Annotated in this window: 21 protein-coding genes; 6 read left to right on the top strand and 15 right to left on the bottom strand. The window is 42.5% G+C overall.

What is annotated here, in order from left to right; translation table 11 throughout:
* Complete coding sequence (locus ACSX1H_RS07915; RefSeq protein ID WP_439183307.1) at positions 1-939, bottom strand: ROK family protein; 939 nt, start codon at positions 937-939, stop codon at positions 1-3.
* A 9-nt stretch (positions 940-948) separates the two neighbouring features.
* Entirely contained in the window at positions 949-1,677 is a 729-nt protein-coding gene (locus tag ACSX1H_RS07910; protein ID WP_439183306.1) for a GntR family transcriptional regulator, read from the bottom strand.
* A 496-nt stretch (positions 1,678-2,173) separates the two neighbouring features.
* On the opposite strand from ACSX1H_RS07910, the gene ACSX1H_RS07905 reads away from it, so the two are divergent.
* The 3 genes from ACSX1H_RS07905 to speB all read left to right on the top strand — a co-directional run bounded on the left by ACSX1H_RS07905 (position 2,174) and on the right by speB (position 5,032).
* On the top strand, positions 2,174-2,389 hold the full coding sequence (locus ACSX1H_RS07905; protein WP_439183305.1) for a hypothetical protein: 216 nt from the start codon (positions 2,174-2,176) through the stop codon (positions 2,387-2,389).
* A 380-nt stretch (positions 2,390-2,769) separates the two neighbouring features.
* Positions 2,770-4,182, top strand: a complete 1,413-nt coding sequence (locus tag ACSX1H_RS07900) for a type III PLP-dependent enzyme domain-containing protein (protein ID WP_439183304.1) — start codon at positions 2,770-2,772, stop codon at positions 4,180-4,182.
* Complete coding sequence (gene speB / locus ACSX1H_RS07895; RefSeq protein WP_439183303.1) at positions 4,175-5,032, top strand: agmatinase; 858 nt, start codon at positions 4,175-4,177, stop codon at positions 5,030-5,032. The genes ACSX1H_RS07900 and speB overlap by 8 nt, the downstream gene beginning before the upstream one ends.
* An 82-nt stretch (positions 5,033-5,114) precedes the next feature.
* On the opposite strand, the gene ACSX1H_RS07890 is transcribed toward speB, so the two are convergent.
* From ACSX1H_RS07890 to ACSX1H_RS07880, 3 genes are all read right to left on the bottom strand, one after another.
* Positions 5,115-5,789 carry a DUF4382 domain-containing protein gene (locus tag ACSX1H_RS07890; RefSeq protein ID WP_439183302.1) on the bottom strand — a complete coding sequence of 225 codons (675 nt, stop codon included), beginning with the start codon at positions 5,787-5,789 and terminating at the stop codon, positions 5,115-5,117.
* Positions 5,790-5,893: 104 nt separating this feature from the next.
* The gene (locus ACSX1H_RS07885) at positions 5,894-6,319 is read right to left on the bottom strand and encodes a DUF2721 domain-containing protein (RefSeq protein WP_439183301.1); all 426 of its coding nucleotides are present in this window, start codon (positions 6,317-6,319) and stop codon (positions 5,894-5,896) included.
* A 72-nt stretch (positions 6,320-6,391) separates the two neighbouring features.
* A complete protein-coding gene (locus tag ACSX1H_RS07880) occupies positions 6,392-7,090 on the bottom strand; it encodes an HAD family hydrolase (protein WP_439183300.1) in 699 nt (232 codons plus the stop codon).
* A gap of 80 nt (positions 7,091-7,170) precedes the next feature.
* Here ACSX1H_RS07880 and ACSX1H_RS07875 point away from each other — a divergent pair, with 80 nt between their 5' ends.
* The gene (locus tag ACSX1H_RS07875) at positions 7,171-7,521 is read left to right on the top strand and encodes a translation initiation factor (protein WP_439183299.1); all 351 of its coding nucleotides are present in this window, start codon (positions 7,171-7,173) and stop codon (positions 7,519-7,521) included.
* 74 nt (positions 7,522-7,595) lie between these two features.
* Here the strand turns inward: ACSX1H_RS07875 and ACSX1H_RS07870 are convergent, their stop codons facing one another.
* The 5 genes from ACSX1H_RS07870 to ACSX1H_RS07850 all read right to left on the bottom strand — a co-directional run bounded on the left by ACSX1H_RS07870 (position 7,596) and on the right by ACSX1H_RS07850 (position 14,277).
* Positions 7,596-8,774 (bottom strand): TolC family protein, encoded by a 1,179-nt coding sequence (locus tag ACSX1H_RS07870; protein ID WP_439183298.1) that lies wholly within the window; start codon positions 8,772-8,774, stop codon positions 7,596-7,598.
* Entirely contained in the window at positions 8,771-11,881 is a 3,111-nt protein-coding gene (locus ACSX1H_RS07865) for an efflux RND transporter permease subunit (RefSeq protein WP_439183297.1), read from the bottom strand. The genes ACSX1H_RS07870 and ACSX1H_RS07865 overlap by 4 nt, the downstream gene beginning before the upstream one ends.
* 11 nt (positions 11,882-11,892) lie before the next feature.
* Positions 11,893-13,392 carry an efflux RND transporter periplasmic adaptor subunit gene (locus ACSX1H_RS07860; RefSeq protein ID WP_439183296.1) on the bottom strand — a complete coding sequence of 500 codons (1,500 nt, stop codon included), beginning with the start codon at positions 13,390-13,392 and terminating at the stop codon, positions 11,893-11,895.
* A gap of 81 nt (positions 13,393-13,473) precedes the next feature.
* Positions 13,474-13,752 (bottom strand): hypothetical protein, encoded by a 279-nt coding sequence (locus tag ACSX1H_RS07855; RefSeq protein ID WP_439183295.1) that lies wholly within the window; start codon positions 13,750-13,752, stop codon positions 13,474-13,476.
* A gap of 72 nt (positions 13,753-13,824) precedes the next feature.
* Positions 13,825-14,277, bottom strand: coding sequence for a DUF6769 family protein (locus ACSX1H_RS07850; protein ID WP_439183294.1), 453 nt, complete (start codon positions 14,275-14,277; stop codon positions 13,825-13,827).
* Between the two features lie 155 nt (positions 14,278-14,432).
* Between ACSX1H_RS07850 and ACSX1H_RS07845 the strand changes: the two genes are divergently transcribed.
* Positions 14,433-15,143, top strand: coding sequence for a phosphatase PAP2 family protein (locus ACSX1H_RS07845; protein ID WP_439183293.1), 711 nt, complete (start codon positions 14,433-14,435; stop codon positions 15,141-15,143).
* Here ACSX1H_RS07845 and ACSX1H_RS07840 read toward each other — a convergent pair.
* The 5 genes from ACSX1H_RS07840 to ACSX1H_RS07820 all read right to left on the bottom strand — a co-directional run bounded on the left by ACSX1H_RS07840 (position 15,140) and on the right by ACSX1H_RS07820 (position 20,558).
* Positions 15,140-16,048 (bottom strand): DMT family transporter, encoded by a 909-nt coding sequence (locus tag ACSX1H_RS07840; RefSeq protein WP_439183292.1) that lies wholly within the window; start codon positions 16,046-16,048, stop codon positions 15,140-15,142. The genes ACSX1H_RS07845 and ACSX1H_RS07840 overlap by 4 nt on opposite strands.
* Before the next feature lie 96 nt (positions 16,049-16,144).
* On the bottom strand, positions 16,145-17,524 hold the full coding sequence (nhaA, locus tag ACSX1H_RS07835; protein ID WP_439183291.1) for a Na+/H+ antiporter NhaA: 1,380 nt from the start codon (positions 17,522-17,524) through the stop codon (positions 16,145-16,147).
* Complete coding sequence (locus tag ACSX1H_RS07830) at positions 17,521-18,261, bottom strand: nucleotidyltransferase family protein (protein ID WP_439183290.1); 741 nt, start codon at positions 18,259-18,261, stop codon at positions 17,521-17,523. The genes nhaA and ACSX1H_RS07830 overlap by 4 nt, the downstream gene beginning before the upstream one ends.
* Before the next feature lie 147 nt (positions 18,262-18,408).
* A complete protein-coding gene (locus ACSX1H_RS07825; RefSeq protein WP_439183289.1) occupies positions 18,409-19,845 on the bottom strand; it encodes a RapZ C-terminal domain-containing protein in 1,437 nt (478 codons plus the stop codon).
* A gap of 23 nt (positions 19,846-19,868) precedes the next feature.
* Positions 19,869-20,558, bottom strand: a complete 690-nt coding sequence (locus ACSX1H_RS07820; protein WP_439183288.1) for a DUF554 domain-containing protein — start codon at positions 20,556-20,558, stop codon at positions 19,869-19,871.
* A 207-nt stretch (positions 20,559-20,765) separates the two neighbouring features.
* Here ACSX1H_RS07820 and rocD point away from each other — a divergent pair, with 207 nt between their 5' ends.
* Positions 20,766-21,992 (top strand): ornithine--oxo-acid transaminase, encoded by a 1,227-nt coding sequence (rocD, locus tag ACSX1H_RS07815; RefSeq protein WP_439183287.1) that lies wholly within the window; start codon positions 20,766-20,768, stop codon positions 21,990-21,992.
* The last annotated feature ends 99 nt before the right edge of the window (positions 21,993-22,091 follow it).

Here is a 22,091-nt window from a genome sequence, read left to right as displayed (position 1 = left end):
CTACATGTGTTGTAATTGGTCTTTAATGGAGGTGAAAAAGTCATCGTTGAGCAATGCAGCGGCTCCGACAAAGGCAGCATTTTCGAGCAAATGGGATTCAAGTACCAGCGTACGAACACCCATACTGTGCAAATGACTGACAAGGGGCGTTTTAAATAAACCAAAAGCGTTAGATATATTTCCCCCTATGAGCAGTTTATCGGCTTCAAAGCGTTTAAGCCAAGGCCCCATAAAAACTGCCAATTGCTTCCCAAAATCAGCAAATACTTCTTGTGCCGCTGGTTCTTCCTCAAACAAATCTGCAATCTCTTTCACGCCAGCCACCTTGCGTTGCGATAAGCGCTCAAAACGCGCTATGAGCCCGCGGGTTGAAAAATAGTCATCAGCAATCCCCTCTTCAAAAGGCAGATACCATAAGCAACCACCTTTTGGCACCCGCTCGTCGACCAATACCGGAATGCCATTTGATAAGAAAGCAGCGCCAAAACCTGTCCCAAGCGTTATTGCAATGGCATTGTGTGCCTCCTTCAATTCCCCACTAAAGTACTCCCCTATTGCAAAGGCTGTTGCATCATTTATAAAGCGTATATCAGTGGGGGCCATACCTAACCGCTGGCTTAGTTCGCCGCGCACATCCACATTTTTTAGCTGAACATACTTGGCATTTTCGCCAGAGAACAAGCCAATGCCTTTGTCATAATCAAAAGGCCCGGGCATAGCGATGCCTACACCGGCTAATTCCTCATTTTTGTACTTCTGAATAGTTGGCTGAATAAGGGCTTCGAAGGTATCCAACAGTTCCTGCTTACTGCCCTCATTGTTAATGGCCAGGTGCCTGCCACTATCTTCCACCAATTTATTTAGCCGAAGATCAAACACCCTACTGCTGATGTGGCTACCACCCACATCAACACCAATTGCATATCGTTTCGTTTTCATTGTTACAGCTTATCTAGTAATCGTAATTGAATAGGTAAATTTCTCCGCGTTGTAAAATCCGATGTTATACTCGATGGGCCGTCCGCCCGGGTCTGCCACAAAACGTTCGCGCACCAACACCGGTTCGCCTGCCTTAATGGCCAAACGACCAGCGGTTATTTTGGAAGACGATCGGGCTTTTATCCGCTCCTTGGATGTCGTGGGGATAACATGGTAGTCATTTTCCAAAATATCGTACAAAGGTCGCGAAAAATCTTCCTTGCCCGTCAGGTTAATACGTGGGTGAAAGTAACTCTCAAAATAAACAAAAGGCCCATCCTGTCCGCCTCTTAGGCGACTTAAGCAAAGCACCTCCTCCCCCTCAGCAACCTCAAAAAAGGCCGCAATCTTTGCATCGGCTTTCACCCATTTTACTTCTGAAGCGTAATTAGTAAAGCCAACGCCCTGCTCCGACATTTCCTGCGTAAAGCTCATCCAGTTATCCAGACTGGTAGTGATGCTCTTTTCTGCCACTTTGGTACCAATCCCCTTTTTACGAATCAGCAGGCCCTCATACTCGAGCTTATTAGTGGCTTGTCTTAATGTATTTCTCGAAATCCCCAGGCGTTTCGCCAAATCCACTTCGCGCGGAAGCAAGCCCCCGTTCTTGTATTCCGGCAGCTCAATCATCTGCCGCAGCAATATTTCGACTTGTGCATGCAAGGGCACCGGACTATTATGATCAATTTTCAACTCCATTTGTACCTATGTTTGAACATGCAAATATAGATATCAGTCGCCAAATTTACAATGCCACCACGAAAAATTGCTCAACCAGCTGCTACTGGTACAATTGAAGAATGAATCTCAGGAAAGTAATCGCTCAGCAATGAGCGGCAGTAAGTTAGCTGAAGCGAGAACCACTCGACAACAACAGCGCTCGACCATTTAATGTAAGTCTACTGTTTTTTAGGCAATTAGTTAAAATTGAGTAATAATAGGCAATATTTCTTAAATTTATTAACATATTTTTTTACGCATTTTATAGTAATCTGTTGCCATACAATGTTTAGTATTTTATTTTTTAGTTAGTTATATAACAAAAGAAACTGTTTGTTATTAACAGTATTTTTATTCGATGGTTTTATGTAGTACATTTGTACAAAGTCAAACAAGCAGACATTGTGTCACGATAAAATTTTAAAGGTGAAGAATTCACACCTATGTTTGAATTCATTGTCAATAATTAATAATCATGTCACTTAAAAGAAATTTTGATGGCTTTTGCTGGGAGTTATTTCAGGATGAAACCAATCATTTCAAATGGAAAAAATCATCAATTGAAGATAACGACGCATTTGAGGTAGCAAAAGAAGGGTTTCTTAAAAAGAAAGAATGCATCGCTGATGCTGAAAAAGCAGGATGTCCGCCAAAGGTGAGCATTTTCTGGAAAACAACGCCATTTAACTAGAAACATCAGCCTATTAGTTTGAATTTTTGAGGTTCTAATCAACCTCCATACGTAAGCTATCTCATCAGATAGGTCAATAGCATATCTATTTATTAAAAAAGGGGGAATTGCATCTCCCTTTTTTTATTGAAGACACCGCACATTTGGGTTTACAGCATAAACTGTCAAATTTGTAAAAGTATTTCCATAATCCCCTATATACAAACACGTTTGAAAGAATAAAATATTCAGAAAAACTTTAGGCGAACGTTTATCTGCAGACAAATTCGACAAAGTCGCTAAACATTTGTGACATTTATCTTTTCTATGCTGTAAAATACTACTATTTTAAATAAATTTGTTGCGATTATTATAAACGAATACTACTTGGGATTACCTAAATGAAGAACACGTATTTTGATTTGATTGAGCAAAGTTTTTACTTTCCTCAGGAGGGCTTCGACCTTAAGAATGATTATCTCACTTTTCATGGTGTTTCACTAAAATACCTAATTGATAAGTATGGTACCCCCTTCCGGTTTATTTATCTGCCAAAAATTGGTGACCAAATCAAAAAGGCACGCAACCTGTTTAATCGTGCTATTAAAAACAATGCCTATAAAGGCAAATACCATTTTTGCTATTGCACGAAGTGCAACCACTTTCACCATGTGATTAACGAAGCCTTAAAACACAATGTTAACATCGAAACGTCATCTTCGTTCGACATTGATCTGGTACGTTATCTGCATAAAAAAGGTAAAATCAATAAGGATATTATAACCGTACACAACGGCTATAAAACAGATGAATACCTGAAGAAAATCATTAAACTCCAGGAGGCGGGCTTTACCAACTCTATTATTGTGCTGGACAGTATCAATGAGTTTGAGCGTTTAATGAAGATCAAGTCGAAGCAAAAAATCAAAATTGGCCTTCGAATGGCCATTAATGAGGAAGCGCAGTCGGCCTATTATACATCTCGTTTGGGCATTCAGAACAATAAAATACTTGATTTCTTCAAAGAGAAGATTAAAACCAATGAAAAGGTTGAGCTCAAGATGCTTCACTTTTTTGTGGATTCGGGTATTAAAGACACGCCCTATTACTGGGGCGAATTTCAAAAAGCCCTTAAGCTTTATGTAGAGCTTAAAAAGGAATGTAACGAACTGGAGGCATTTAACTTAGGTGGTGGCTTTCCTATTCGCAACCATTTAGGCTTTGAGTACAACTACGAGTACATGATTCACGAAATCATCTCGAACATTAAAACAGCCTGTACCAAAGAAAATGTGATGGAACCCGATATTTTCACCGAGTTTGGAAAGTACACCGTTGGTGAAGCAGGCGCCATTATTTTTGAAGTGCTGGAACAGAAGCAGCAAAATGATACGGAAAACTGGTACATCATCAATAACAGTTTGATGAACACTATTCCGGATGCCTGGTCGATTCAGGAAAAATTTATTTTGCTGCCCATCAACAAGTGGAATAATGAGTATGGACGGGTGAATATTGGTGGTATTAGCTGCGATCACTCCGACTACTATAACTCCGAAGACTTTAACCAGGAAGTATTGCTGCCAAGTTATAAAGATAGCGACGAAGAGCCGCTCTATCTGGGATTCTTCCACACTGGTGCCTATCAGGACTCGGTGAGCGGTTATGGCGGTATTAAACACTGCCTGATACCTGCACCCAAGCACGTGATAGTGGATCGCGACGATACAGGAAATATTGTAGATACGGTTTATCGCGACGAACAATCTGTACGCGAAATGTTGGATATATTAGGCTACCTGGAAGATGAATAGAATTTTTGGCGACATAGATGATAAATACATCGAATTGGAAGAGGCTGAAATACTGCTTCAATCCATTCCGTATGATGGCACCAGCACCTGGGGCAAAGGCGCTGACAAAGGTTTTGAAGTATTTATGGATACCACTCCCAACCTGGAGTTCTATGATATTGAAACAGACTCGGAGGTATATCAAAAAGGCATCCATATACTGCCGGCCATTGACGAAAACCGTTCGCCTGAACATGTCTATGAGGCTGTTCTTGCTAAAACACGGGATTTATTAAACCTCAATAAGTTTCTTACTTTTTTTGGAGGCGAGCATTCCGTGAGTATCGGGACTATTGAAGCCTACAGAGAGCGTTACAACAACCTCACTGTACTCCAGCTAGATGCCCATTCGGACCTGCGTCCGTCGTACATGGGCAGTGCCTGCAACCATGCCTGTGCCTTGCATAAGGCCTCTCAAAATACGAACCTCATTCAGGTGGGTATTCGAAGTATGGATGTAGTTGAAAAACCATTTCTGGATAAGAACAAATGCTTCTTTGCAGAGGAAATATATGGCAACGAGGAGTGGATGGACAAAAGTATTGACTTAATGACTGATGAAGTGTACCTTACCATCGACTTAGATGTTTTTGACCCGTCAATAATGCCATCGACAGGTACACCTGAGCCAGGCGGCTTAACATGGGATACAACCATGCGCTACCTCAAAAAAGTTTTTGAACGCAAAAATGTGGTTGGTTTTGACATTGTTGAGTTTGCACCTATTGACGGCTTGCATGCCCCCGATTTCCTGGTGGCTAAACTATATTATAAGCTATTGTCCTACAAGTTTTTTGCAAAGCAATCATAATCATCCAATCTGGATGATTGACAATATAAAAATGCCACAGTTCGTATTGAGCTGTGGCATTTTCTTTTACTAATATTCAAAGTTATTTGGTTGACACCATTAGTTTTGATTGCTCAATATTCTGGATGACTTGGTTATACAAAACCCCATTTTCACTCTTGCTCAATACTAAGGTATTGTCATCATTCAGGCTTCCTGATACAAAATCAATGCCCTCAAACCATTGTGTTAATGGAAATTCCATAACAATATCAACGGCCGTTCCTTCAATCACTTCAAACAAATAAGCTTGCCCGTCCTCTTCTGCTTCCGCTTCAAATTCTATCTCTTCATCACACTTAAATACAAAGGGTATCGTTGTCGACTCATCTACACTAACAATGCCACTAATCAGCATATTGGGCGAGACATCGTCATTTAGCTCCAACTCAACTTCTTCATACTTAGCCGGAAACAGGAAAGAAGAAGGAATGTCTGGCGTACTGGCACCAGATAACAAATCAATTGTAAAAGGTCCATCAAAATCTACTTCAATGTCGTCGTCATCCACCTCGATTGATTCAAACTCAACTTCCTCCACCTGAATGATGGCTTCTGAAAAACTAATTGTTTCTGCAGACTTAAGACTAAGGTCAGCCGTGCGAAGCTCCAGAGTTGCATTTGTTAGTTCCGGCATGTCATTTTCGTCGCTCGAACAGGCCACAGCTGCCATTCCTAATACAGCTGCAAGGCTTAAATTGATAATTCTAGTATTCATAGTACACATCAATTTTAATTTTTACGAGAACCGGATTTCAAAGCACATGCCAAACTCAGCTACATCTGACTGGATTATAGTTTTTTAATAATTCCATCTGAATTTTAATTCCTTTTCTTCTCATCCAGACTCTCTCCCAGTCGCTCCATGTCGTTCAGATGCAAATCTAAAGCACGCACAGAGATTTTTATTTCCCAACCTGATAAGAGCAGTGAAATAATTAAAAGTAACAGGCCTAAACCAAAGGCGTAAGCAGCAGGTTCGAACACCTCAATGTAGATCAGGAACATGGATAAAACACAAAACATGAGGCTGGCCACACCAAGCAATTGCATGTTTTTAATCAGGTATAAACGCTTCCGGAGGTTCATAATCTGCCCCAGCAGCACTTCATCCTGATTGATTTTAAGCTTTTCATACAGTTGGCGCACCAGACTGGCATACCCCAAAAACCGATTGGTATAGGCTAATAAGATTAAGGACACTGCTGAAAACAGCAATGCCGGCGTTGTTAATGTTAAGGCTTGCATATTGATAAATTTTTAGTGCTAAACCAATGCTCAGCACCTTTTGTTCTTTTCTTACGGGTAATTTAACAAAGTTTATAAAACCAAGGCAGGCAGTTCGCTGATGCTGGTTAATTCGAAAAATCGGTCGGAGACCACTTCATCGGTCACTAACTCATGGTGCCAGGTAGTATGAAATGGAATGTGAACACTCCAGCCACCACAATCCAGCACCGGCAGTACATCCGACTTGAGCGAATTGCCCACCATTAATACTTCTGCCGGTTCCACATCGAGGTGGCCTATTAATGATTGGTAGGCGGCAGTGTTCTTGTCACTCATCACTTCTATATGGTGGAAGTACTTTAACAATCCAGATGTTTTGAGCTTTCGCTCTTGATCGAGCAAATCTCCTTTGGTCGCCACAATCAACTTATAATGCCCTTGCAATTGCTTTAATACATCTTCCACTCCATCGAGCAGCACCACCGGTTTATTGAGCATGTCTTTTGCAAGCTCCAGCAACTCGTTGGTTTCTCGGGCCGTTATTTTATACCCCGATAGCAAGTGTGCCGTTTCAATTAAGGATAGAATGAAGCCTTTAATGCCGTAACCATAAACAGGCATATTGGCGAGCTCCACGTCGTACAACATCCTGTAAACCTCTTCTTCCGGGGCATACACGTGTATCAATTTGGCAAATTGCCGTTCGGCCTCTCTGAAAAAAGTCTCATTCTCCCACAAGGTATCATCTGCGTCAAACGCAATTACTTTTATATCTTTTAATTTAGTCATAAGCTTTGCCTAAGATTGATTGATGCGTATTCTCGCATTTTTTTACTTTGTTATTACATTTGTAAAAACACAGTACAAAGATGGCAAAGAAAAAAAAGTGGAAAAACCTGGATGGGGTTGTTTTTTCAACCAATCAGGATTTTGAATACCAATATGAGGCAGATGAGAAGGAAGAAACACTACCTCCCCAACAACAGGATTTAAGAGTGATGCTGGATAAAAAACAGCGAGGTGGGAAAAAAGTCACACTCATTACCGGGTTTATTGGCTCTGACGATGACCTGAAAAACTTGGGTAAGCAGCTAAAAAGCAAGTGTGGCGTAGGCGGTTCCACAAAAGATGGAGAAATATTAATTCAGGGAGACTTTAGAGATAAAGTGGTTGAACTGCTTGGAAAAGATGGCTATAAAGTCAAAAAATCAGGCGGTTAGCCGATTACAAACCAAATAAAAAATCGCTCCTGCTAAGTTTTAACTTGCAGGAACGATTTTCTCCAAGAGCCCGATCAGTTCAAATGAAATGCCTTCAGTTGAGCCACACTCAGGTGGTATTCCAGCTCTGCATTGAGCGCATTTTCTATGGCTTCGTAGTAAATACCTACCTCCATCATGTACTCAAGAATATTGATTTCGCCAGCATCAAGGGCCATTTGCAGCAGGTCAGTATTATTCAAAGTTGAAAGTGAGCGACGGTAATCATTCGCCACTGTTTGCATATTATTAGCTTTCAGATACAATGCTTTCAAGCCATGATACAGCTGCAAACGGGTGCCGGCCATTTGACTTTCAATTGCCAGGGTACTTAACTTGGCCTGCTTTACGGTATTTTTATTTTCCCATAACGGAATGCTTATTCCCACACTAAACCCCTTGAATTTATCTACAGCACCTGTTTCTGCACTATAGCCACCAGTAATTTTTGGCAACGACAGCGCTTTGTTTAGCTTCTCATTGTAACGATTGGCTTCAACGCCTTCTTGCAGACTGGCCAACTCCGGAATGATATCTGCATTGGCATTGAACCAGTCATCATAACTCAATGGCAGTTGATCCAATGGCCATTCTTTCGAATTTAACTCTAACGAATTACCGCCATTAATTTGCACCAGCTGCTCCTCCAGCAATTGCTTCTCCGACTGTATTTGAGCCAAAGCATTGCGCGCATTTAGCAGATTAATATCGGCCTTATTACGTTCCAGAATATTTGCAGCTCCTTCGTCAAACTTGGTATGATAGGCTGCTGCAATCTGTTCAGCATGTCCTAATCGTTTTTGATATTCAGCCTGAAGAATGTTGTGCGCTATCAAGCGGTAGATTATCTGCTGTGCCGAAAGCATCACCTGATTATAGGCATGTAAATACTGTCGTTCGGCCTGCTCATTCTGGTGCTCATGCATCATTTTGCGGTACCGATATGCACTAGGAAAATCGAAGCTCTGACGGATGTGAAACTCCTGCTTATTGCCCAACTCACTGGTATTTCCCCATTGATAAGAGTACTCCACCTCTGGGTTAGCAGGATTTAAACCTGTTTTATTAGCCATGATTTGGGCATCTGCTTGAGCTCTCAACGATTTTAACATCAGATTATTAGTTTCAATCGCCTCGAGTATTTGCGGAATGCTGTTTTGTCCAGCCACATTAATGGCCATCATTAGTACACCTAATATTGTCAGTCGTTTCATTGCTGCTCTCCTTTCTTAACACTAGCTTGTTTTCTTTTCTGAAACAAATAGTACACAATTGGGATAACGTACATATTTAGCAGAGTTGAAGTCAATAAACCTCCGAGAATCACTTGGGCCATCGGACTCTGTATTTCGTTGCCGGGCTGATCGCCATTCAATGCCAGGGGAATCAGGGCCAAAGCAGCTGTCAGAGCCGTCATCAATATTGGGTTTAACCGGTCTACCGATCCATGCACCACCCTATCGGTTAATCCCTGCTTTTCCCCTTCCATTTGCTGATAATTGGATATCAATAGAATCCCATTGCGCGTGGCAATACCAAACAAGGTAATAAAGCCGATAATGGCCGGTATACTAATGATGCCTGATGTTACTTGAATAGCAAATACACCCCCTATTAGAGCCAAGGGCAAATTTAAAAGAATGATACCGGCCAGCTGCATATTTTTAAACTCCTGATACAGCAGCATAAAAATGATACAGATAGCCACCAGGGAAGTGAACAGCAGCGTTTGCGAGGCTTTTGCTTCACTCTCAAACTGCCCTCCATATTCAATCCGGTAGCCATCGGGCAGGCTAAGGTCCTGCTTTACCACCTTACGAACTTCATTCACCACACTCCTTAAATCGCGCTCTGCCACATTAGCCGAAACCACCAGTTTTCGCTGCACATTCTCCCTGGTAATAATGCCAGGGCCAGCAGTCGAACGAATGTGGGCAACTTCTTCAAGGGGCACTTTTTTGTCATCTTCTGTGTCAATCAATGCCTTCTTAAGCCCCTCCAGCGAGTTGGTATAGTCGTGGTTGAAGCGCAATAACAGATCGAAACTACGCTGTCCTTCATAAATATCAGCCAGTTTCTCGCCAGCAAAAGCCCTCTCAATAAATGCATTGAATTCGTTCAAGGTGATGCCATACATCGCCAGCTTACCACGGTCGGTTATCACCTGTATCTGTGGCACTTCTGTCTGCTGCTCCACATTTACATCCACCAACCCATCCACATGGCTGATAGCCGCTTTAAGTTGATTGCCCAACACAAACAGCTGATTCAAATCCTGCCCGAATATTTTTATGGCAATATTAGCCCTTGTCCCCGATAGCATATGATCAATGCGATGCCCCAAGGGTTGGCCCACAGTAGTGGCCACACCAGGAATATTAGCCAGTTTATGCCTCACATCTGCCATAAAGGCCTCTTGCCCCCGCTCACCAACCACAAAGTTGACATCAATCTCCGCACTGTTAGTCGTCTGTGAGTGTTCATCCAGCTCTCCCCGCCCTGTTCGGCGCGCCGTACTGGTCACTTCAGGTATCGCCAACAACTCGTTTTCAATGAGATTCCCCAGCCGGTTGCTCTCTTCCAGTGAAACACCGGGTTGACTCACCGCCGAAATTGTTAATGCTCCCTCGTTAAACTCCGGTAAAAAACTGCGTCCCATGGAACCAAGCACTCCCATTGCAACTATAAACAGAAATAATGAAGCTGCTAGGAAACCTGTTTTATGACGCAAGGCCCAGCGCAAGGTTTTCTGATAGCCATTTTGCAAAGTTCGAATTAGTCGGCTGTCTTTTTCCTTACGATCCAAGTAGGTATCTCCTGTCAAAAGCATTCGACAGAGCAAAGGCGTAATGGTCATTGCAATAATGAGCGACATGAACAAGGAAACGATGTACGCAATACCCAATGGTCGTAACATGCGCCCTTCCATGCCTGATAAGAAGAATAAAGGCACAAAGGCCACCATAATAATGAGGGTTGCATTTAAGATGGACGCCCTTATCTCTCGGGAAGCTTCATAAACTATAGTCAGCGTTGACAACCGTTCCTCTTTTGGCCGCTGGTGATTCTGTCGCAGTCGCTTATACACATTCTCAACGTCAATAATGGCATCGTCGACCAGTGAACCAATAGCAATCGCCATTCCGCCAAGACTCATTGTATTAATATTCAGGTTCAGATATTTAAGGGTAATGACGGCTCCCAATAATGACAGTGGAATGGCCAGAAGCGATATTACGGTTGTACGAAAACTGCCCAAGAACAAAAAGAGGATAATTACTACAAATAAACCTCCCTCGATCAGCGCCCGCTGCACATTATTGACCGATGTTTCAATAAAATCGGCCTGACGGAATATTTTGGTATCCAGTTTTACATCTTCGGGCAGTGTTTCGGCCAGTGCATTTAAATTGGCCTCAATTCGTTGTGTCAGTTCCAGTGTATTCGTATTTGGCTGTTTCGAAATTGATATGATAACTGCAGGTGTTGCATTTTGCGAGGCATAGCCCATCTTCACTGCCGGCTCAACTACCACATCTGCAACATCGCTAACATACACTGCTTGTCCGTTGTTTTGGCGGATAAGTGCATTGCCCAATACATCCAGATCAGCACTGCGGCCAATACCACGTACCACATACTCGTTTCCATACTCGCGAATAACGCCACCTGTACTGTTCTCACTCAGGCCCCGGCAAACATCGGCCAACTCCTCCAGCTTAACCTTGTAGTGCATCATCTTGTGGGGATCGGCCAGTACTTTATATTGCTTATAATCTCCGCCAATAATCGTGACCTGTGATACGCCGCCGGTAGCAAGCAGCAGTGGTTTAACCTGCCAGTCAGCAATGGTACGCAAGGTCATCATATCCGTACTGTCGGATTGTAATCCGATAAACAATATCTCACCCATCACACTTGACTGTGGGGCTAAAATGGGTTGTCCGATGCCCAGCGGCAATTGTCCGGCCAAGGTCACCAGTTTTTCACTTACAATTTGCCGGGCCAAAAACACATCCGTGCCCCAATCAAATTCAACCCACACAAAAGAAAAACCGTGCGAACTGGCAGAGCGTACCCGCCGCACATCGGTGGCTCCATTCACTGCCGTTTCAATTGGAAAGGTTACCAGGCGCTCCACCTCTTCGGCGGCCATGCCATGTGCATCCGTCATTACCACCACAGTTGGGGCCGTAAGATCTGGAAACACATCCACATCCATATTATTGGCCGTATATAAACCGCCCAGCATTAATATCGTTGCTCCCAATAAAACAATTAGCTTATTGTGGAGTGAAAATTTAATTATTCTATCCAGCATAACTCTTCCTCCTAATGAACATGACCTGCATGGGCATCAATTGTATTAGACACTGCGGCCAGTTTTACCAGAATCGCTCCTTTTGTCACCACCCGGTCATGCTCCCTGAGACCAGACAGAATAACGCGTTGAACACCATTACTAGCGCCCACCTTTACTTGCTGGCGTTCAAACATTTCAGGTGTCAACTGGAGGTAAACGAAATACAGCCCCTGTATTTCCACCAAAGCTGTTTCAGGCACAACCAAAGCCGGCACAGTCTCTGCCCTCTTGAGGTACACGTTTACAAAACCTCCGCTCACCAGTCGTTCATCGTAATCCACTTCAATGGTAACAGGCAGCAAATAGGCCTCCTCATTAACCGTTTGGGCAACGGCCTTAATGGTTCCATTTAACTCTTTGAGTTCAAATACTTCACCGGAATTGAGCTCTATAGTTGCATCGGTAATAGCTGCTAAGGCAGGCAGCTGGCTCTGTCTAACCATCGCCTGAAGCACCAGACGCTTATTCTCGACAATTGAGTATAAGGGAGTTCCCGTGGTGATAAACTCACCATTTGATACGCAGACTGAATGGACTAAGCCCATTTGTGGGGCCAGCACATTTTCACCTGATTGTCCAACCGATTTTTGCAGATTGTTCCAGAGAGCCCCGGCCTTTTCAAAGCGGGTTTTGGATTCAAGCAATGCTCGCTCCGATACAATTTGTTGCTCAAACAATCGTTTATCCCGATTGTAATCGGATTTAGCAGCATCATATTCTGCACGTGCCTCTTGCAAACGCACCACGGCATTATTTTCGGTTAAACCCTCTCCTGCAATAGTCATGGTCCAATCACCTTTTGAGAGACTTTGCCCTGGATATAAGCTGCCAGCTGAAAACTGAACAACACCAGACGTTTTTGCCACTACCAGGGTTTGATTATCCTGAGCGGCTTCCACTTTAGCAGGGGCCTTAATGATCTGATTAAACGGTAAGCGTTGAACAGGCCGGGTTTCAAACTCCACCTTCCACGATTGTTCTTTAGTAAAGCCTATGGCATTGGGTGAAGATGGTAAGTCTTCCTCTGCCAAATGCATTGCCTGATGCGCATCTTCATAAACTAGCACATTATTTACCACAACAGCCTGCTCTCTTCCATCTTTGTTAAAGGTGAACTGCAACTGTCCACTACCTGCCAAAACCGGCTGCAGGCTTATTATAAATATACCTTTCTGCACTGGTGAATCACTCACTACCCGCACTCCTTTAGACCCTACAACTAACGAAACAGTTAACTGTTGAATATCGATCGGTTTGAAAGTGGCTAAATCAGTCAAGTGAACAATCAAATCTGAGTTGGTTCCTGTTGCTAAAGGTTCCACATCGGCGAATACCTCAACCTCACTGGAGTAACCGGTATAAGGAATCGTGATATCGTTGTGAGCATGTGCTTCTTTTGACGAATGGGAACTATTACATGCCCAAAAAAACGACAGTAACAAGCACCCCATTATATTATAAAATTTCATGTTTATTGTTTTTAATCCATTCTTTAACAGCTAGAATTGACTCAAGCAGAGAATATTTCTCTACTTGAGTCAGTTGCAAGTTTACTCGTGCGAATGATCTTGATTATGCTCATGGGCATGATCATGGTCATGCACTTCTTCGCTGGGCTTAAGCGAATCACAACTATCTTTTGCACATTCATGAGCACACACAGCTTCTTTCACTTCAAATACTTCTTGTTTTGAAGCTGAGTGATCGTGTCCTTCATGAACAGTTCCATCAGAATGCACATGTGCACCTTCTTGCTGCTTAGTGTTTTTCGTTCCACACGCTGATAGCGTTAAAGCCAACATAGCCATGACTAGCAATAATTTTTGCATGATAAAAAATGAATTAGTTAGTATATAAAATGGTCCTTCTGTCCTGTTAATAAGCAGAACAGAGGTAAAATCCTATGCTAAACTATCATACAAAGGTGGTGCCCTTAGGGGCACGGCATAATTGTAGCCTTCCGGAAATTTAGGAGGTGTACGATCGATTTCGTACTGAGGGAGTTCGTTTTTTAACAGTGGCAGCAGGAAGTCGGCATTAACGACCAGAAATGGCGAGAAGTCGACCAGTTTGGCTGCTACCGGCCGTACATCAAAATGGCAGGCGTCATGATGTTCGCTACCCTGCTGATGCGATACGCAATCGTGCCCGCTATACTCCAGGTTATCAAACCAATGGGAATGGTCATCTTGTGAACCATGGTGATCATGTCCGGTCTTTTCCTGACAAAAAACAGCGCTCATCTTCACCCCAATATCCATGTGATGATGGTGAGGTATTACGTTGTGGGCAAATACAATACCGTAAATAGCCAACAGTAAAAATGCGATATTTGAACGCCATTTGTACATCATTACAAGTATACAAATTTTAAAAAAAGGAAAGCGACTAATTAGGAACTTTTTAACAGCGCGTTTGTCGATTAAGCACTTCTTAAAAACGAGTATTATCAGTAAATGCGCTGCTAATTTGAAAAAGAAAAGTTATTTTCGGCCCAAATGAAATAATTATGGACTTTTTGCAATCTCTCATCAATTTAGATAAGGAGCTCCTCCTATTTTTGAACAGTTTTCATAACGGCTACTGGGATAACTTCTTTTGGATGTTTACCAGCAAAGAAGTGTGGATTCCACTATACTTGACGATGGCCTATGTCATATTCAAGAACCATGGAGCCAGAGGTTTAGTTACTGTATTGGCAATTGGGCTTTTAATTGTTTTATGCGATCAAATATCAACCAACATATTTAAGCATGGTTTTGAGCGCTTTCGTCCCTCGCACGACAGCGACCTTAAATACCTGGTTCACCTGATTAATGGGAAAAGAGGCGGTTCTTATGGCTTTGTATCTTCCCATGCTACCAATTCATTTGGTTTGGCAATGTTTACCTCTCTTTTATTCAGGAACAAAACATTTAGCTTTTTTATATTCCTATGGGCATCAGTCAATGCCTATTCACGCATTTATATGGGCGTCCATTTCCCCGGTGATATTTTGGGGGGCTTTTTGTTAGGCATTCTGCTGGGCCGCTTGGTTTACGAATTCTATCTGCGTGTTATTCCGCGCTTTGTCGTTATTTCGCATCACAACAAACGTCTCCTAAAATCAGGATTAGCCAAGTCATTTAATGATGATTCGCGCGTGATCTTTTTCGCGCTCCTCATCATGACGGGGACGCTGCTGGTTGCTGCGAAGGTTATGCTCAAAATAACCGGTTAAAAGGAGAACAACAGCACAACACCCAGCACAGCTAAAACCGCACCAGCCAACTCTTTTAAAGTCACTCTTTCTTTAAAAATAAGGATTGCCGGTGGTATAATTAATACCGGTACAATGGCCATAATGGTAGAAGCTACACCGGTTGTGGTATACTTCACTGCTAATAGCGAAAAGGAAACCCCAAGAAAAGGCCCAAAGAAAGCACCGATTGAAATACGGGCCATGGCCGCCCCATAACTGAGGGCTTTAATTACTTTTGGCCAATGGCCGGTAAAAACAAACAGGACAGCAAAGCCTACCGTTCCGGCAATCACACGTATCATGGTGGCCGATGCCGGATCGTACTCACCCATGCCGAGCTTACTCAATACCAGCCCCAACCCTTGTCCGGTTGCTCCACCAAATGCCAGTAAAATGCCGCTTACAGGGTATTTAACCTCAAGGCGCTTTCCTTTCCCTGGCCGGCCAAGTATCACCAACGAAATACCTGTAATGGTGACAATCATTCCTACAATGTGGCTTAGCTCCAATTGCTCGCCCAGCAACAGCCATCCGAAAAAAGCGGCTAATGGTGGCGAGAGGGACATCACCAGCATCGAAATGCGAGCGCCCACAACCACAAAAGCCTGAAACAAAAGCATATCCCCTATCACAAAACCGACTAAACCACTCACCGACAGCCAAAACCATTGATAACTTGTTGCGTGAGCCGGAAAAAAATAGCCAAAACGAATATATTGCAAAGTGCCTAACAGAACGATAGCCATTAACAGCCTGATCAGGTTTACCGACATAGAACCGACCTTTTTACCGGCCGATTCGAAAGAGAGTGATGTAAAAGTCCAGCAAACGGCAGTAACTAAAGCCGCCAATTCGCCCAGGTGAGATGAAATAAACTGTCCCATATTTTGGATTAGATTGTAAAAGTAAGCAGTTTTTGTTTTAAAAATGAAAAAAGGAGCGCCAACGACACCCCCTTTTCTTCTTAGCTCATTTTCCGCTTATCTGGTGGTACGCGGACTATTTTCTTCATCCTTCTTTAGCGAATACTTCAACAGATAAAAACCTAAAAGACCTGCAATGATCGAACCAACAAAAATACCGATCTTAGCTTGATTCAGCAGTTCCGGATTATCTTTAAAGCCCAGACTGGCAATAAATATCGACATGGTAAAGCCGATACCACCTAATAAGCCAAGCCCCAGGAATGATAACCATGAAGAACGCTTTGGTTTAACTGCAAAACCCAATCGCACTGCCAACCATGAAAAGACGGTGATTCCGATTCCTTTTCCAGCTATCAGGCTGATGGCTATGGCAAATGAAAGTGTGGTGAACACTTCTCCGCCTCCCTCACCATGATGTATCAAGGTTACACCGGCATTAGCCAACGCAAATAATGGTAACACAAACAAACTGATGAAGCCGTGAAACTGGTGCTCGATGTACTGCAACGGACTCTGTACTCGTTTAACACTGTATTCGACTTCGTTAATGGCATACAGCTGATCATCCGTTAACACTCGTTCGCTTTCACTTTTGGGAACAGAATCAAAACGGGTAAGGCCTGATTTAATGCGTGCCAAAAACTCATTAATATGCACTTTGGGGCGGGCGGGTATAGTAAAGGCAATTAACACACCGGCAATGGTGGCGTGCAGTCCCGAACCAGGTCCGTCAACTCCTGATTGTAAAAACAGGTACCAAATAATGAAGCCCAGGAAGGTATAAAGTTTCAAATCCTGAATATTTCTCAAGTTGGCAACAGTTAGAACTAATAAAAGGATTCCGGCAATTAATAAATACGTCCAGTTAAGGTCACCTCCGTAAAAAAGGGCGATAACCAAAACAGCTCCCAAGTCGTCCACAATGGCCAATGCCGTTAAAAATACTTTTAATGCCAGTGGTACGCGCTTCCCTAAAATGGAGAGTATTCCTAAAGAAAAAGCAATGTCGGTAGCCATGGGGATTCCCCAGCCTTTTGCTGCTGTTCCCTCAAAACCAAACATAAAATAAAAGATAATTGGCATGATAATCCCCCCCATTGCTGCAAAAATCGGTAAGGATGCCTGTTTAAATGAACTCAATTCACCAGCCAGAAACTCCCGCTTAATTTCGAGTCCGACAACGAAGAAGAAGATGGCCATTAGCCCATCATTAATCCAGTGTGTCAGTCCCATCTCCACGCTGAATAACCCGGAAGAAATACCAAAGGTACTATGCCAGAAGTGATGATAACTTTCATGGTCAACATTGGCCCAAATAACTGCAACTGCAGTGGCCATCATAAGCAAGGCGCTTCCGTTGGTGAAAAATCTAATAAATTGCTGAAGCGGGTCACCTAACAGGCCTCTCCCGGTTCCACTTTGAATTTCATTCATCTTAAAAAACTATTTTTCCCTGATTTATAATATAATTCTGCTTTTTTCAATTTCTCAATTGTACCAACATCAAACCACAAATCACTTTCTGCTACTTCATACCCAATAATTCGATTATTTTGAGCCAACTCTAAATAGGCCTTTATTATAGAAAAAGGACGTACCTCGCCCAATTGATCCAGCAGGTGAGGTTCAATAATATGAATTCCGCTAAAGGCCAACTCTTGTTTATTGTCTACTGGAAATATTTCTATGGCTTCATGGGTTTTGGTATTTCTCCAACCACAAAGCTGCATAGAACGGTCAAATTGTAAATATCGCGATGTGCTGCGTTTCTTCACCATCAGAGTTGCATCATTTCCATTTTGTTGATGCGAATATATGAAACTTTCTACATTTGTAGATGTCACAATATCCACATTTCTAATCAGTATTGACTTATTTGGAATGAATAAAGATTGTGCTTTTAATAAACCTCCTCCGGTATCCATTAGTTGCTCTGACTCATCGGAAACAACCACTTCGGTCCACCAGGTTTCGCTGTTTAGGTAATCGATAATTTGGCAGGCATAGTGGTGCACATTAACAACAATCCGCTCAACACCGGTTCCTTTTAAGCCATTAATAGCATGCCATAATAAAGGCTTGCCATCGAGTGGCGCCAGGGCTTTGGGTAATTGATTAGTAAGTGGTTTCAGGCGGGTGCCAAGTCCGGCTGCAAATATTAAGGCATTCATTATCGTTTTATTTTTTGGGGCTTACACAATTTGTCCTCCTTTTTTGAACCAGCCCCACACTTTTTACACTCGTATTTATGACTCTCCTTCACTACAGGGGGATTTCCCTTCCCGCCTTCTTTACACTTCTTCTTTCCCATGTGCAAACTACCTCCTTTTCATTTCCTGCTCAACATGTTTAATTACCACATTTAGCTTATACTTATGCTGAAGGTGAGAGGCCAGTTGCTCAGCACTGTATACCGAACGGTGCTGACCGCCTGTACACCCAAAATTAACCATCAGGTTTTTAAAGCCTCTGGATATATATTTCTCTACCGACTTATCTACAATCGAAAACACATCGCTCAAAAAATCGGCCATTTCGGGCTCTTTGCCAAAAAAAGCAATAACCTCCTCATCTTTTCCTGTCTTATCAGCGTACTCCGGGTATCTGCCAGGATTATGAACAGCCCGGCAATCAAACACAAAACCGCCTCCATTGCCTGATACATCAACCGGTATACCACGTTTATAGGAGAAACTATTGATACTCACCGTTAACATGGAACTGCGCTGCCCGATAGTCATCAACTCCTCCGATTCTGTTACATTGGTCAATGCGGCAAACAAGGTGGGCAGTTCAATACCCAAATCAATTGTATCGATCAGGTATTTTAGGTTGTTGATGGCGTAAGGTATACTTTTCAGGAAATGCTCCTTTTTTTCGTAAAAGCCTCTAAAACCATATGCGCCCATGGCTTGCATAATACGAATAAGTACGTACCCGTAATAGTGACGCTTAAAATCATCCGGATCAACGGCTTTATGCTGACTAAGTTCTTCGATGTAATAGTTTAACAATTCTTCCCGTATTTCAAGTGGGATATCGGCTTTAGCATCGTATAACAGCGATGCCAAATCGTATTGCAAGGCACCCTTTCTTCCACCCTGGTAATCAATAAACCAAGGGTCGTCATTCACCACCATTACATTGCGCGACTGAAAATCGCGATAAAGGAAATAGTCGTGCTCTACTTCCAGCAAGAAATTAATGAGGTGATGATAATCGTCTTCCAGCGCCTGTTCATCAAAAGGAACCCTGGCCAGCTTCAAAAAATAGTACTTGAAATAATGCAGATCCCAAAGCATCGACTGACGGTCGAAAGCCTGACGCGGATAGCATTTAGAATAATCCAGTCCTTCACCTCCTTTTATCTGAAAAGCAACTAACTTTTTAAGCGTTTTTTTATAAAATGCAACCAGCTCATCCGGAAACCCCTTTCCTTTTCTCATTCCTTGCAAAAACCCGTACAAGGTTACATCCCCTAGATCTTCCTGCAGATAAATATTGTTATCCAAATCCACATCATAAATGGCCGGAACCGGTAGGCCTTTCTGTTTAAAATGCTTCGAAAATTCCAGAAAAGCCAGATTTTCCTTTAAATCGGCATTGAAAGCGCCCATGGCCGATTTCGTGCGGCCAGTAATCCTATAATATTCACGATATGAGCCAGATGGCGGTTGCATAACAAATGAACGGGCCTCTTCCCCAGCCCATTTTTCAAACATTGTGATAAGTACTGCTTTTGTTTCTTTTTCCAATGTACTCTAATTTTATATTTCAGTTAAAAGTAGGCCACAAGCCACATCAAAGCCACCACCACAAGTAGAGACGGAAGCATATTCATAATTCGTATTTTCTTTATATCTAATATATTTATCCCTAAACCTACCAATAAAACACCGCCTACAGCGCTAAGTTCAGTAACAATTGTTGTGTCGATAAAGTCACCCAGCAAATATGCCAAAAGTGTAATTCCTCCTTGAAAAAGAAAAAGTGGCACCACCGACATACTAACACCAACGCCAAAAGCTGCGGCCAATGCAATGGAAGAAAAGCCATCCATTAAAGCTTTTGTCATTAATATTTCGGAACCATTGCCCATCCCTTCATCAATCGCTCCCAAAATGGTCATTGAACCAACACAATACAGCAGAAAAGCCGTTAGCATCCCTTCCGTAAATTTTGGATTGGACAAGCGCAAGTGCTGCTTCAGCAATTTCGATAAGCCATCTACTCGGGCATCTAAACTGGCCAACTCACCAATGATGGTACCAATGATTAAACTAAAAACAAGGACCAGTAGCGCCTCACCTTTTATGGCCATACCCACACCTAAAACAATTGTAAACAAGCCAATGGCTTGAAAAACCCCTTTTGTAATCCGCTGAGGAATGCGATTCCCAATAAATATCCCTATCGCACTACCTATAAGGACTGTCAAAACATTAACTAAGGTTCCAGCAAGCAACATTGAATAAGTTTTATAGAATAATCCGATAAAAATAAATTAATATCGACGAAATGCGAAATTGTTTTTTCAAAAGCGGTATTCTTTCTATCCGGCCCATTACAAACATGATAAAACTCAGCTTATAGCATCCTGATTTTCTCACTAATTCTTCTATTTTTGCTTGCAGCCTAAAATATTAGAAAATAATAACCTTTTTAAATCTTTTTTATGACCGATAAAAAAATGACACCAGCAGATTATATTGCTCGTGAAGATAAGTACGGTGCACATAATTACCATCCCCTACCTGTTGTTCTCGAAAAGGGAGAAGGCATCTTTGTTTGGGATGTTGAAGGGAAACGTTACTATGACTTCCTCTCGGCCTATTCAGCAGTTAACCAAGGGCACTGCCACCCAAAAATTATTAATGCCCTCACCGAACAGGCAAAACAACTCACTCTAACATCACGTGCTTTTCACAGCAGTGTTTTAGGAGAGTTCGAAGAGTACATGGCAAAATACTTTGGCTATGATAAAGTATTGCCCATGAATACAGGTGCCGAGGCCGATGAAACAGCCCTCAAATTATGCCGCCGCTGGGGTTACGACAAAAAAGGAATTCCTGAAAATCAGGCAAAAATAATTGTTTGCGCCGATAATTTCCATGGTCGCACCATTACCATCATTTCGATGTCGACCGATCCGGATTCATATAAAGGATTTGGTCCTTACACCCCAGGTTTTGTGACTGTCCCATACAACGATTTAGCTGCTCTTGAAAAAGAACTTGAAGACCCAAATGTTGCCGGCTTTCTTGTGGAGCCTATTCAGGGTGAAGCAGGGGTATTTGTGCCCGATGAGGGCTATTTGAAAAAGGCCTATGAAATGTGTAAAGCCAAAAATGTGCTATTCATGGCTGATGAAGTACAAACCGGTATTGCACGCACCGGTAAACTACTTGCCTGCGATCACGAAGGCGTAAAACCTGATGTTTTAATACTTGGCAAGGCAATTTCTGGAGGTGTGTTCCCGGTTTCGGCTGTATTGGCTAACGATGACGTAATGTTGGTTATTAAGCCAGGAGAGCACGGTTCAACATATGGCGGTAATCCACTTGGCTGTAAGGTGGCAATCGCAGCTTTGGATGTGGTTAAAGATGAAAAACTGGCCGAAAATGCTGAACGGCTCGGAAAAATCTTCCGTGAAGAAATGCAAAGCATTGATTCTGACATGATTGAATTAGTGCGTGGTAAAGGCTTGCTGAATGCTGTAGCAATTAAGCCTAAAAACGGTAAAACAGCCTGGGATGTTTGTATGGCCATGAAAGAGAATGGTCTGATTGCCAAACCAACACACCAGCATATTATCCGCTTTGCACCTCCTTTGGTCATTAATGAGGAACAACTACGGGAAGCCATTGAGATTATTAAAAAAACACTTGCTCAATTTGCTTAACTCACTTCAAAAGCCGACCTGAACTGGTCGGCTTTTAAAAAATAATTGCTTTACGCTCATCACCATCACTTCATTTTTTGGGCTTTAAAGGGAATTGAG

This window comes from Carboxylicivirga taeanensis, from assembly GCF_051851475.1.
Taxonomy (GTDB): domain Bacteria; phylum Bacteroidota; class Bacteroidia; order Bacteroidales; family Marinilabiliaceae; genus Carboxylicivirga; species Carboxylicivirga taeanensis.
This window is presented reverse-complemented; position numbering and strand designations above follow the sequence as displayed.